Below are 13,824 nucleotides of genomic sequence, written 5' to 3' on the forward strand. Positions count from 1 at the left end.
ATATATTTAGGTAGTGACTACTGCATATATATGAAAGCTACAGTACTATATATAGGATAACAAATGAATACCAATGAATGAGATTTATCCTTTGTCGAAATGACAAAGTCGATAAAAACGATGGCCCGCGTTAGGAATAGCAGCGGAAAGCCCAAAAGAAAGTGCAGTAAAATGCAACTTGATCAAGACTTGTAATCATAGCACAGAACTTTATGAAAAAAAGAGACAGCTACCCCCCTCTTTTAGGATTGATCCCCATTCTTTTTAGCAAAACTAAAACGGATCAATCCCAAAACACATTTATGATTGATTTCACTTCTAATCTAAAAAGAAAAAATTATTAGTATTCTATGATTAAAATCACCGTAATATAAGATTAAACTGAATCCCTATCAATAAAATTAAATGGATTTTTTACTTTACCTATTTCTTTATTTAAAATCATCCTTGCTGCTGTTTCCCCCATCATTTTAAAATCTGTTGAAATCACCGTTATTCCTAACAATTCTTTTAAAGGAGTATCATTATAAGAAATAACGCCAATGTCTTTCCCCAATTGAAATTCATAATCTCTAATTTGTTTTATTAAACTAACGAGGTCAGATTCTTCAATTGTTATAAACAAATCTCCTTTTATCAAAAGCATATCGTCGCATATCTCATCCAGGATTTCAAAACCGATATTATATTCGATACAAAATTTCTTAAACCCATCTAAAATCCCCCTAGGATATGGATAAACAGCCTTCTCAGGATAAATCAATATTAATTTATCATACTTAGCTATTTTTAACAGCCCTTCTTTTAAAGCATTATAAATATCATTTTCAAAATCTTGGTAAATCTCAACGATTCCATCTGCTAATAAAGGATTTTTTTCATCTAAAATAATAAGCTTTTCCTGTGGTATTTCTTTTATAATTTTGAAGGCTTTATCAGTAAGACTTACATGCTTTAAATCTTTTGTTTTAAAATGTGGCATGATAACATACTTGTCATATACAAACTTATTTTTATCTAATAAATTTAAAAATAAGGTTTCGTCAAAATGATATACTTGAAGATCTACATGTGAATTCCCACCTATATTGTCAATAAAAGAATTAAAAACGCTCATCTTATAAGAACTTAATTTATTAATCAGAAACAAAATATTTATTTTAGAGATTAATTTTGTTCTGGTAACATAATAGCCTTTACCCATGATTGGAGAAATTACATTTCTCTCTTTTAAAATATTATAGGCTTTCTCTACAGTATCCCTAGATAGATTAAATCCCTCGCTAAGCATATTAATTGATGGAATCTTTTGATCCATTGAAAGTCTTCCAATGGACACATTATAAATAACAGAATCTACTATTTGCTTGTATTTAGGCATCCTAGAAGTTTCATCAATTTGAATATATTTAAATGTTTCCATTAGAATAGTTTTTTAGGTTAAAAAAAGCAAAAAATCAATAACTGGATATTTGTAGAAAATGGTTGTTTATTGAGTAACCGTTTAGTGTTTTATTAAATTACTGGCAGCCGTTGGAACAGTCGCTTTTTGACCTATTATAACATCATTCATTGTTACATTTTCGGAGTTCAGGATTGTCAGTCCGTTTTTTGCCGATTTAATTTCGATAGTATTCAAATATACGTTTCGCACTTTCTTTTGCGGATAGCCCTGAATAATAATCGCCGTTTCTCTTGCTTTTGTACAGCTGATATTGGACAAGAAAATATCGGATACATCCGATGGAAAACCACCACTGCCCTCGCCCATATAATTTGCCGTGATGTAAATACAATCTTCAACCTCATCCAATTGGATGTTTCTGGCATAAATATTTTTAATAAATCCGCCTCGATCCGCATTCGTTTTTAAATAGATTCCTCTTTTTAAAAACCCACTTGTCTTACAGTTATCAATAAAAACATTTTTGACACCAGCCGACATTTCACTGCCAATAACAACTCCGTGTAATCCTTTGAAATTACAATTGCGAATCACGATATTTTCACTTGGGGTTGCACTGTTGGCTCTGCCTTCATCATCTCTACCCGCTTTTATTGCAATATTATCATCCGCATTATCAAAATCAATATTCTCAATTAAAACATCTTTGGCATATTCTGGATCTATTCCGTCATTGTTGGCATTAAATGCTTTGTATTTTAGACCTCTGACGGTAATACTTTCTGATTTTAATAAATGAAGACACCAGAATGGCGAATCTTCAATTTTTACATTTTCGACTAAAATATTTTTGCAATTAAAAAACTGAATCAATTGTGGTCTTAGAAAATGTCCGGGACCAAATTTCCTATCCTTCACTGGCATATTGCTATGATTCATTTCTCGGCTTAGTTTTTTATCCTCTCCTTCTTTTGATTTGTAACTATTCCAAACTTTGCTTCCTTCTCCATCAATAGTTCCTTCTCCGGTTATAGCGATATTAGTGCAACCATAAGCATAAATAAGCGGGCTGTAATTATAAATCATAGTTCCTTCCCAACTTGTCAGCACCATTGGCAAATAATGTTTAGGATTCTCACTAAAGCGAATTTTGGCCCCTTTTTCAATTAATAGCTTTACATTACTTACAAAGTGAATAGGGCCATTTAGCGTGTAAACCCCTTTAGAAACAATGATTGTACCGCCATTATTTTTTTTACAAAGTGCCATGGCTTTATCAAATGCGGGTTTGGCATCACTAATGGAATCTCCTTTTGCCCCTAGTCGTGTTACTTCAATTTTAAACGAAGGAATTTGAGGCAATTGAATCCGTTTGACAATAGAATCAACTGTGCCAGATGGAAAATTAGTATTTTGAGCCAAACAATTTAAAGAGAGCAGTAAGAAAATAAGAAGTTTACATTTCATAATTTTTTAAGTTTTAATGTTGATAGAGCAAAAACTTTGTTTGAGGATTTATTTTGATTTCAAAATACTTTTCTGATATTTTGTCAGAGAAGTCCAATCCTTAAATATTTTTTCAATTGTATAGTCTGATTGAAATTGTTCTGCTGTCAATACGTGTGACCAAGATACTCGGGATTGTAAATCAGCTCCCACACCTTTGCATTGATATTCTGCATAAAATGTTGTTGTCTCAGCTTCTGGTCTGCCCCAATTATGCCAGCCTGCAGATTTAATGTGATTGCCCATTTTACATTTAATGAAAACCGTTCGGGCATAATTTTCCCATGGTCTTCCTAAATAAAAAGAGTGGTTTGATGCATTGCTTGTTAATTTACAATTCAGAAACACAAAACCATACGAATTAGCTTTAGGGGTATTCGCCGCCGTAATATAAGACCCTCCGGCTTTTGCAAAAATTTCACATTTATCAAATACAGCTGTTGCCGCTCCAAAAATGAAATCTGTGGTTCCTTCTATATAGCAATTTTTATAATACTGCCTACTTCTGTTGCCATGAGAATAAAGCGTATCTTGAAATCCAAGGAATTTACAGTTATTAAAAACCACTTTATCGCCGTCAATTCTGACGGCAACGGCCTGGCCTACCGGACCGGAAGAATTTTCAAATGTGATATTTTCAGCTTTAAAATTATCTCCATTAACAGCAAAACTATAAGACCCTGAAGTTCCAATATTTTGTCCCTTTTCATTTTTTTTAGAAGCATAATCATCATACGTAAGAATCGTTTTATTTTTATTCTCCCCTATTAAAGTGATATTTATTTTATTTTGTGGCAGGGTTAATTTTTCTTTATAAACCCCATTTTTAATAAAAATTACGATCTCTTTCTCTTGTAGAAAAGGCACCGAATTTATGGCGTCTTGAACCGTTACAAAATCTCCGCTTCCTTTAGCATCTACAATTATATCATATAATTTAGTAGCTTCATTTTCAGTTTTGCTAAAATTCCCGGCAGAACAGTTAAAAAAAAACAGCGAAATAATACCGATATATGCGTTTATCATTTTCATTTTTTAAGGGTATCTTTTTGAATATTATCTATTTTTTAATTGCATTTTTTAGTGTTGCTACTAAAGGGCTTTCTAATAATCTAATTTGATTCACAACTAATTTTGCAACTTCAGTGGCACCTTTCACACAAAGATGGGTATTGTCTTCTTTCCCTTCCGGATAATAAGGGATTTCGCCCGCTTTATAATGCAAATGCAATTTTTTTGATTTTTCAGGTCCGTAAGCCATTTCCAATAATTCCGTATAATATTCTAAATCAATAAATGGCACCTTGTATTCCTGGGCGACTAAACGAGTTTCTAAAGGATATTCGCCATGCGTTGCGATCAAGACTCCATTTTCATTAAAATTTCTTCTCACTATCGAAGAGAATAATATGGGAATAGCTCCTTTTTCCCTGCTTTCATTTACAAAACGGATTAAGTTATGTCGATAACTTGTATGTGGATTGGTATACCGCGTTGAATCCGCAAATTTCTCATCATTATGCCCAAATTGAATAAAAACATAATCGCCTGGTTTCAATGCTTTATAAACGGAATCCCAACGTTTCTCATTAATAAAACTACGACTGCTTCTGCCATTTACCGCTCTGTTATCTACCTTTATATTATCATTGAAAAAAGAAGATAACATTTGTCCCCAACCGCGTTCCGGATTTACTTCCGGCTTCTTTTTAGTAGCCATTGTAGAATCACCTATGCCATAAATAGTTGTTTTTTGAGCCAAACAGTTTAGTGAAATTAGCAGCAATATAATGATTCGGTATTTCATGGTTTTGTTTTTAACGTTGATTTAAAAAACAACTTTGTTTGAGAATTTATTTTGATTTCAAAGACCATTCTTTTATTTTGTTGGAAAAATCCAATCCCATAATATTTTGGGTGGTGTATTTCTCGGCTTCTGTCTTTTTTAATTGATGCGACCATGAAACTCTTTTCTCAGGATGACTTCCTTCTCCCGTGCAATTATATTCAGCATAAAAAGAAGTTTTTGCTGCTTCAGGCTTGGACCAATCATTCCACCCCTCAGGCTTTATGTGTTTTCCCATTTCGCAATTAATAAAAACCGTTTTTGCATAAATGCGCCATGGCCTGCCTAGATACACTTCGGCTGCCTTTTCATCGGCGGTTAGTTTACAATTTTTAAATACAAAACCATATTGAACTCCTTCAGCAGTAGATGCTGCCGTTATATACGAATCTTTTAAACTATGAAGGGTGCAGTTTTCAAATAATAGGGTGGCTTGACCAAAGATAAAATCGACAGTTCCCTCAATATAACAATCCTTTAAATACTGTTTATTATTACTACCGGTGGCATACAAAGTATCCTGATTGCCCAGAATAGTGCAATTCCAAATCAAAACACTATTGGCATTTAGTGCCAAAGCCACAGCTTGCCCTACTTGTCCTGATGAATTTTTTATGGTTAAATTTTGAGCTATAAAATCGGCCCCTTCCACTAAGACCGTGTAGGTATAAAAAGTACTATTTCTCCCTAAATTTATCTTGCCAAAATAATCACCATTTGTAATAATAGTTTTCTCTTTACTTTCTCCAATTAATGAAATATTGGGGTTCCATTCGTGAATTTTCACTTTCTCGTTATAGATTCCATTTTTCACTGTAATGGTAACGCGTTGATAAGGAAAGGCGGGTGAATTATTTATCGCTTCTTGAATACTTGTATAATCGCCGCTCCCGTCTTGAGCAACGGTAATGTTAAAGGCGTCTTTTGGAACTTTATTTTGTTTTATCGCTGGCTTTGCATCGTTAATCAAATATTTTTCTTTCCACTTTTCATATTTTGACAAAACCTCTTTTGGCTCATTTGTGTACCAAGAATATCCATTTCTGCGTTCCGCTCCAATCTCAGCTAAAGACACTTTTTTGACACCATCCCGATCACAGAAAAAGGGAGTATTGCTATCCAGTTCCATAAAACGAGCCCATATATCCGGAGCATTCGCATCTGAAATCATTTTCTTGTCGGTTATTTTCCCTTTTTCATCGTAAAAACGATCTTCCCGTAGTCCTTTTATTTTTGCTTTATCAAACCATGCTGCTGCAAAATGTACGGCATTTATTATTTCCTTTGACGGATTTTCAATTGACATTAACAGCAATACTATTTGTGCTGATTCTTTTCCGCTTAAAGAAGGCAATTCATACGCACGCGCTTTTGCCGGAGCTAAGGTGAATTCATCGTGTTGCGCACACCAGCCTGTTAAAACCCCATTCTGTTTGTATTGTGTTTTTACAATACAAACAATCCCTTTATCAAATGCTTTTTGGGCTCTTTTAACGGTTTCTTCAGATGGCTTTATCGAAAAATAATCTGTTTTATCAACAATTTCTTTTAATACATTCAGGATATTCACCATCGAGTCATCATTATACGTAATGTGCGTATAATATCCTTTTTTTAACGGGTAAAACTGAGGCCATCCCCCATTTTCATATTGTGCTTCTAATAAATAATCAAGTCCTGAAAGGAAAGCCTTTTTATATCTTTCATCTGGCACTTGTCTATAGATTTTAGATAAAAACAACATTTCTTGTGTTGTTGCTTTATTGTCGGTTGTTATTTCCTTTGTGTCGGGTTTAAGGGCAATTAATTTTTGCTTTTCTACCTCGCTTAAATGAATTTGCATCTTAATGTTTTTGGGCCAACCTCCAATATTGCGTTGGTACAACAATACATTTTCGGCTACATCTTTTGCATTTTGGGTTGCAAACCAAGTATTATCAGGATTGTTAATTACACTACTCCATTTTATATTAAATAGTTGTTGTGAATGAGTATTTGCAATTACTATAAGTGTAAAAACAAACGTTTTGATAATTTTTAACTTTCCCATAATATAGTTTTTACTTTGTTATTCTGAACCAATCAATACGAACACTTCCTGCGTCATTTATAATTCCGTTTCGAAGTGCTAAAAAACCTAATTTTGCACCAATCCATTTGCCTTCTTTTGCAATAAAATCTGTTCCTATGGCTGTGTATTTTTCACCATCTTCACTATAAAAGAAATTGCAAATACCACCCGCTTTTACTTTTACTTGCAGATAAAACAGATTGTTTTTTAATTTAATAGCTTCACTTTCCGTCTCTACTCCTTTTTTATCGGCATTTTTACAGATTACTTGTGATATAGAGAGTTGTCCTGCTGATTGTTTTACTTTCAAATAACTGTAGTCAAGTCCCATGATCAACAAACCAGTTTGCTCTCCATCAAAACGGGCATTGAAAGTCATTTTGGTCGTAGCTGTAAATTCTTCGGCAGGAAATTTTTGCAATAATAAATTCCCTACATCAAACAAATTTGTAGCTTCTTTTGGCATTGGACGACAAAACATGGTATAATACCCCATTTCTGAAGGAAGTCCCCAATACACCTGTTGATTCGCATGCCACTGCCATTGCAAACCTAACTTAGAAGTATTAAACTCATCTGAATCATTTGGAGTTAAAATAGGATACGTTTTTCCAACATTGGGTTTTTTATGGATTAACACCGGCTCACCAGTACCATCCCCATCTTTGTCAACACCTATTACTGGCCAATTATTTACCCATTTCATAGGTTGCAAATGGACAATTCTTCCGTAAGCACCCTTGTCTTGAAAATGAAAAAACCAATCTTCGCCAGTTTGAGTTTGTACCCAAGCTCCCTGATGTGGCCCATTAATATTTGTTTTTCCTTGGTCCATCACTTTTCTCTTTTCGTAGGGTCCCCAAATATTTTTCGATCTCAATACCGTTTGCCATCCGGTAGGTACACCTCCTGCAGGGGCAAAAACATAATAATAACCATTATGTTTGTATAGTTTTGGCCCTTCAATTGTTGATTCTCCATCATGTCCGTCGATAATTATAACATCATCATCATTTGCAACAGTTCCTTCCTCATTTAAAGTGCAAATTGCCAAAAGGCTTTTAATTCCTGCTCGGCTTCCTGCAAAAGCAAAAGCAAGATATACTTTACCATCATCATCCCATAAAGGTGTAGGATCAATCAAACCCTTGCCTTCTTTTACCAAAATTGGTTTAGACCAAACACCTTTCGGATCTTTTGTCTTGATCATGTAAATTCCATAATCAGGATCTGGATAATAAATATATAATTCCCCATTATGGTATCTTATACAGGGTGCCCATACCCCATTCCCATGCTGTGGTTTGTCAAAGACATCAAAAGGAGGTTGTTTTGGAAGTGCATAATTGACCAATTCCCAATTTACCATGTCTTTAGAATGTAGAATAGGCAAGCCAGGAACACAATTGAAAGAAGAGGATGTCATGTAATAATCAGCTCCAACCCTAACAACATCCGGATCAGAATAATCAGCATGCAAAATTGGATTTTTATAGGTTCCATCTCCATTATCAGCTACCCATACTAATGAATTACTGTTAATTATTTTTGCTTGTCCAAAAATCAGTTGATTAGGAATAAACAGTAAAACACAAGTAATAATCAGTATCAATCTCATAGGTAAAAAATTAGGATTAACTGTTCCATTGTTTTAAAATGAAACAGTTTTAGTATACTTTAGACTTAATTGGGTATGTCTATTTTTATTTATTCAACTCTAATGCGGCTAATATAAATGGTCCTGTAGCTTTAGGATCATTATCCTTTTTTCTCTCATTTATATAATATTCATACGATCCGTCTCGGTACGGACTTCCGCCAAGACCTGCAACTGCACAGGCTTGTGTTATAGTAATTTCTCCATTGGAATCCACTTTTATCAATTGTCTGGTCAAACCATCAAAAGCTTTAGTGGCAACTGTTTTAAATTTTTTTGGCAAATATCCTTTGTTTACACCTTTTGCCAAAGCATAAGCAAACATGGAAGTTCCTGATGATTCCAAATAATTTCCTGCTTTGTCTCCCTTATCAGTCACTTGATACCACAAACCTGATTTATCTTGGAATTTTACTAAAGCATTCGCAACATTATTCAAATACCCAACCAATTCTTTTTGTTTTGGATGATTCTTTGGGAAGTAATCCAAAGCATCTACTAAAGCCATTGCGTACCACCCGATTGATCTAGACCAAAAATTAGGTGAATTTCCTGTTTCTTTATTTGCCCATGGCATTTGCTTACTCTCGTCCCAAGCATGGTACAACAATCCTGTTTTTCTATCAGTGGCATGCAATTGTATTAATTCAAATTGTTTTGCAATGTCATCTAATTTTGCTCCTTTTTCAAAAGTAGTAGTATATTCTGCATAGAATGGTTCACCCATATACAACCCATCTAACCACATTTGATTTGGATATATTTTTTTATGCCAAAATCCACCACTGGCAGTTCTAGGTTGCTCTGCAAGTTGCTTTCTTAAAGTCTGCATTGCAATTAAGTAGCGGTTGTCTTTAGTGGTAGCGTACAAATTAAATAATAATCGTCCAGCAACAATCATATCAATATTGTAAGCTTCCATTTTATAGGTATTAATGGTTCCATCTTTATCAACTAAGACATCGACGTAGCTTTTGATATAATCGTAATATTTACTATTACCCTTTTCTTTATACAGTTGTTCAAATGAGGTGAGCACTAAACCATGCACATAATCCCAATGCGGTGCTTTAGCATCATCGATCATGTAAGACTCCTTATGGCGTTTCATAATAGTAAGAGCCATACGCTCAGACCATTTTAAATTAGCTGAAATAAGCAGTTCTTTCTTAGTATCAACTGATTTTGTATCCGTTTGCGAAATGGTTTTACAACTTACAAATAACAATGTAAGAATTATGCTCAACGTTGTAAAACAATTAGTTTTAAGACTATTTTTCATTTAAAATATGTTTTATTATTAGTATTATTTTTCAAAAATGACTTTTATTTATCTAGTTCAATTGCAGCTAAAAGAAAAGAACCTAAACCATGAGAATTGTCCACTTTGATCTTCTCGCTGATATAATACTCATAAGAACCATCCCTGTAAGGATTTCCTCCAAGTCCTGCACTTGCACAAACTTGAGTAATATGTATTTCCCCATCAGCATCAACTTTTATCAGTTTTTTTGTTAAACCGTTAAACGCTTTATTGGCTACGCCTTTAAATTTTGAAGATAAATACCCTTTGTTTACCCCTTTTGCAAAAGCGTAAGTAAGCATAGACGAACCTGACGCTTCTAAATAATTTCCTTTTTTAGTTGCCAAATTTGGAACCTGATACCACAATCCTGACTTATCCTGAAACTTGCTTGCCGCTACTGCAAATTCATTTAAGTACCTTACTAATTCTTTATGTTTTGGATGCTCTTTTGGGAAATAATCCAACACATCAACTAATGCCATTGCATACCAGCCAAGCGCTCTTAACCAAATATGAGGTGCCGTTCCTGTTTCCTTATTTGCCCAAGCCATTTGCTTACTTTCATCCCAAGCATGAAAAAATAAGCCTGTTTTTTTATCAAATGCATGGTCGTGTAGCAATTCAAACTGATGCGCAACATCATTCAATTTCTCCCCTTTTTCAAACGCAACAGTATATCTTGCATAAAATGGTTCCCCCATATACAAGCCATCTAACCACATTTGGTTTGGGTAGATTTTTTTATGCCAAAAACCACCGGATTGAGTTCTAGGATGACCGTCAAATTGTCTTCTCAGTGTTTTTAATGCTGTTAAATACTTCTGATTTTGTGTTTTATCATACAGATTAAAAAGTATTTTCCCTGCATTAATAAAATCAATATTATGATCTTGGGGATTAAAATCTTGAAAAGAGCCGTTACTGTCAATCAATTCATCCGCATACCCTTTTATATAATCGAAATACTTTGGATTTTTGGTTTTAGTGTATAATTTTTCATAACCCGTCAAAATCATGCCAATTTTATAATCCCATTTTGGCTTTTCATGATTATCTATCTGCCATGCTTTAGGATGGCGTTTCATTATTGACAATGCCATTCGCTCTGACCATTTTAGTGTAACCGGAATAGCCATTTCTTTTTTTGGCGCAAGAATTTTCACTTGCTCTTGTGCACTAGCTTTACAACTCACAAAGACCAATCCTACCAGTAAGATACACGATAAAAATCTGCTTCTAAAAAACAATGACGAATCATCCCGAAACTCGAGGAAAGTTTCAGGTCTCAGTTTGCTGTTTCCAATTAAAATTGGTTGCTGTAAACTAGGATAATTAATTAAAAACAGATTTTTATTGGATATCCAATTTAGCAATTGTCTCACATAAAAACCTATTTTATTAGTGTCGCTTTCCATTAGAATTATATTTTACTTTTATCATTCAATACTGCCAGTTTTTGATCTAAATAAGATAAAAAGGCTTCTTTGGTTTTAATTCCATTTGGCTCTTGTTCCCAAGCGCCTAAGAAATAAAACGAAGTCGGTTTTGTCATAGGTTTAAAAACTAAAAGATAATCAAATTCCGCATCAACTAAATTTTCAATTGTATTGGTTTGATAAAAAATAGCCATTCCTAAATTATCAGGCACCAACGATTGGGTGCCATAAGTAGCCAAGTAAGCCCATTTTTTATTTTTACTTGTTTTTTTAAGTAATTCGGTATTTTTTTGTTTTACGATTCCCGTACAAATTCCAGCTATTTCTTTTGATGAATGAATGGTATGTTTCGTATAACGCTGGTCAGGATTAATGGTTAATACAGATGTGAAATCAATTTTATCCGAAGCTGTTTTCCAACCATAATACTGAACCTTTACAATGGAACTATTTGGTTTATTTTCTACTTTTGCAATTGTGGAATCTACTGCATAAAAGTGTAATCTCTCTTTGTTAAGATACCTATCGATAGAACCTACTCCAATTCCTTTTCCTGCTTTTAGAATATCAGCACCCCAATCGCTCATTTCATGATAGGAATCAAAATTATCCTGTCCCACTTTTGGTAAAACAATTGCTTCGGTTTTTTTTCCAAAAATATCAATTGCATTTCTCCAATCGAGATACAAACGATATCCTATTTTATTACTTTCCCAGCCAGCACCTTCATATCGAATATCGAAAGAATGATCTGTGTGTTCCGGAGCAACCTTTAACCTTTGAACATTTTTAAAAGTACCCCCAATGTATTTACGCCCTTCCCATTTGCCTCCCTCTTTCACAGAGATTTCGGCATAGGTCTTGGATGTTGTTGCTGTTTTTTTCTCTTGTGCTTTACAAGAAAACAGAGATACCAATAATGATGCGGCAACGCTTTTTATTATTTTCATTTTTATGTTGTATTAGAATTATTCGAATTTTGTAATAAAAAATTAAATTTCCTCATTATTAAAAAAAGGAGCTTGACAAACCAATCAAGCCCCTAATAAAAAACAAAAAAATTAAACCAAACTCATTTATTATGTTAGTTGCGGATCTATTTTATTTTGGGCTCACTACAAGCGTCCCATTAACATAAGTATCGATTAATTGGAGCCCTTCTACATTTTCAATAGAATAAGCCTTACCAACCTTCTCAATCTTTACGTTTTTAAATACCACATTTTTAATAGGAGCTTCTTTATAGCCTTTGGCCAAAATACCATACTTCCCACCGTCTTTTACCTTTATGTTTTCAAGAAACACATTTTGTACTCGAGGAATAAAATTCCCCGACTGACTTCCATATACATTATAAAACATATCTATTATCAACACAGACTCTTTCACTTGGCCAATGTCTAAATTTCTCACGTACACGTTTTCAATCAAACCCCCTCTTTTAGAATTTGATTTTAGTCTAATAGCTCTATCTAAATTAGGGCTATCCATAACACAATTTTCTACAAAGACATTTTTTACACCCGCAGAAATTTCACTACCCATTACAACGCCACCATGACCATCGATCATTTTGCAATTTTGAACAATTATATTTTCACTTGGTATGGCCACTCGCCTTCCATCAGCATCTCTTCCAGACTTAATAGCGATGCAATCATCCCCCGTATTGAACGTACAATTTTTTATAATGACGTTTTTTGAATATTCCGGATCACATCCATCATTATTAGGTCCATGACTTTGAACCGTAACCCCATCCACTGTAACGTTTGTAGACTTCATAGGATGTATTACCCAAAATGGCGCGTTAATAATTTTCACCTCTTTTAAAAGCATATTGGTACATTCAAAAAACTCAATGAAATTTGGTCTTAAATAATGTCCTTCTCCAAAAACCCGCTCCGAAACAGGAACTCCTTCTTCAGCCATAGCAACCAATCTCACTCTATTGGCAGGATCGCCTTGACTTGGCATCCCTTCTTTCCAACCATATCTTTTACTTCCGCACCACCACAACCATTTTTCATTGTTTGCTTGACCATTCAGTATTCCTTTGCCAGTTACGGCCACATTATTTTTCTTGTAGGCATATATCAAAGGCGAATAATTCATCAATTCTGTTCCTTCCCATGAAGTATGAACAATCGGATAATCAGCGGTATTAGTACTAAATAAAATCTCAGCACCTTCTTCTAAATGAAGATTTACATTATTTTCTAAATGTATAGGACCAGTTAAATATTTCCCAGACGGAACCAAAACTTTCCCTCCCCCATTTTCAGTACAAATTTGAATTGCTTTTTTAAATGCTTGCGTATTATCAAAAACACCGCCTGCTTGCGCTCCAAAATCAGTGATTACATATGTTTTGTTACGAAAAGAAGGCACCTTTACACTATCAATTATGTGCTGCATGGTTTTCCATGGATTATCACCTACAATGGATTGTTGCTGCTTTACTCCACAGGAAAGAAAAAACATTGAAAACAAAACAAGAAAGAAGTTGTTTCTTGTAAAAAAAAGATTTCTTACCATTTGATTTTATTAAATTTTTTAAATTAATCTTATTCTTTTATTGAAAAAAATCATGTCGT

The 13,824-nt window shown here is 34.0% G+C and carries 10 protein-coding genes; all 10 read right to left on the reverse strand.

Annotated features, from left to right (window positions below):
• Positions 1-376: 376 nt before the first annotated feature.
• Positions 377-1,423: a GntR family transcriptional regulator gene (locus tag ACM55M_RS15700; protein ID WP_416858623.1), complete on the reverse strand. Its 1,047-nt coding sequence runs from the start codon at positions 1,421-1,423 to the stop codon at positions 377-379.
• Between the two features lie 81 nt (positions 1,424-1,504).
• Positions 1,505-2,872 carry a glycoside hydrolase family 28 protein gene (locus ACM55M_RS15705; RefSeq protein ID WP_416858624.1) on the reverse strand — a complete coding sequence of 456 codons (1,368 nt, stop codon included), beginning with the start codon at positions 2,870-2,872 and terminating at the stop codon, positions 1,505-1,507.
• 48 nt (positions 2,873-2,920) lie between these two features.
• Entirely contained in the window at positions 2,921-3,943 is a 1,023-nt protein-coding gene (locus ACM55M_RS15710) for a pectinesterase family protein (protein WP_416858625.1), read from the reverse strand.
• A 28-nt stretch (positions 3,944-3,971) separates the two neighbouring features.
• On the reverse strand, positions 3,972-4,718 hold the full coding sequence (locus tag ACM55M_RS15715; RefSeq protein WP_416858626.1) for a rhamnogalacturonan acetylesterase: 747 nt from the start codon (positions 4,716-4,718) through the stop codon (positions 3,972-3,974).
• Between the two features lie 46 nt (positions 4,719-4,764).
• Positions 4,765-6,807, reverse strand: coding sequence for a pectate lyase (gene pelA / locus ACM55M_RS15720; RefSeq protein ID WP_416858627.1), 2,043 nt, complete (start codon positions 6,805-6,807; stop codon positions 4,765-4,767).
• Positions 6,808-6,817: 10 nt separating this feature from the next.
• Complete coding sequence (locus tag ACM55M_RS15725; RefSeq protein WP_416858628.1) at positions 6,818-8,446, reverse strand: glycoside hydrolase family 43 protein; 1,629 nt, start codon at positions 8,444-8,446, stop codon at positions 6,818-6,820.
• Positions 8,447-8,531: 85 nt separating this feature from the next.
• On the reverse strand, positions 8,532-9,767 hold the full coding sequence (locus tag ACM55M_RS15730; RefSeq protein ID WP_416858630.1) for a glycoside hydrolase family 88/105 protein: 1,236 nt from the start codon (positions 9,765-9,767) through the stop codon (positions 8,532-8,534).
• Positions 9,768-9,811: 44 nt separating this feature from the next.
• Entirely contained in the window at positions 9,812-11,206 is a 1,395-nt protein-coding gene (locus ACM55M_RS15735; protein WP_416858631.1) for a glycoside hydrolase family 88/105 protein, read from the reverse strand.
• 5 nt (positions 11,207-11,211) lie between these two features.
• Positions 11,212-12,177, reverse strand: coding sequence for a DUF4861 family protein (locus ACM55M_RS15740; RefSeq protein WP_416858632.1), 966 nt, complete (start codon positions 12,175-12,177; stop codon positions 11,212-11,214).
• 151 nt (positions 12,178-12,328) lie between these two features.
• Entirely contained in the window at positions 12,329-13,765 is a 1,437-nt protein-coding gene (locus ACM55M_RS15745) for a glycoside hydrolase family 28 protein (protein WP_416858633.1), read from the reverse strand.
• Between the last annotated feature and the right edge of the window lie 59 nt (positions 13,766-13,824).

This window comes from Flavobacterium galactosi (assembly GCF_048158585.1).
GTDB classification, from domain to species: domain Bacteria; phylum Bacteroidota; class Bacteroidia; order Flavobacteriales; family Flavobacteriaceae; genus Flavobacterium; species Flavobacterium galactosi.

Bases quoted from the DNA above. Each gene is read 5' to 3' on its own strand.
- ACM55M_RS15730 (WP_416858630.1), bottom strand. From the start codon at position 9,767: ATGAAAAATAGTCTTAAAACTAATTGTTTTACAACGTTGAGCATAATT.
- ACM55M_RS15700 (WP_416858623.1), bottom strand. From the start codon at position 1,423: ATGGAAACATTTAAATATATTCAAATTGATGAAACTTCTAGGATGCCT.
- ACM55M_RS15725 (WP_416858628.1), bottom strand. From the start codon at position 8,446: ATGAGATTGATACTGATTATTACTTGTGTTTTACTGTTTATTCCTAAT.
- ACM55M_RS15710 (WP_416858625.1), bottom strand. From the start codon at position 3,943: ATGAAAATGATAAACGCATATATCGGTATTATTTCGCTGTTTTTTTTT.
- ACM55M_RS15745 (WP_416858633.1), bottom strand. From the start codon at position 13,765: ATGGTAAGAAATCTTTTTTTTACAAGAAACAACTTCTTTCTTGTTTTG.
- ACM55M_RS15735 (WP_416858631.1), bottom strand. From the start codon at position 11,206: ATGGAAAGCGACACTAATAAAATAGGTTTTTATGTGAGACAATTGCTA.
- ACM55M_RS15705 (WP_416858624.1), bottom strand. From the start codon at position 2,872: ATGAAATGTAAACTTCTTATTTTCTTACTGCTCTCTTTAAATTGTTTG.
- pelA (WP_416858627.1), bottom strand. From the start codon at position 6,807: ATGGGAAAGTTAAAAATTATCAAAACGTTTGTTTTTACACTTATAGTA.
- ACM55M_RS15740 (WP_416858632.1), bottom strand. From the start codon at position 12,177: ATGAAAATAATAAAAAGCGTTGCCGCATCATTATTGGTATCTCTGTTT.
- ACM55M_RS15715 (WP_416858626.1), bottom strand. From the start codon at position 4,718: ATGAAATACCGAATCATTATATTGCTGCTAATTTCACTAAACTGTTTG.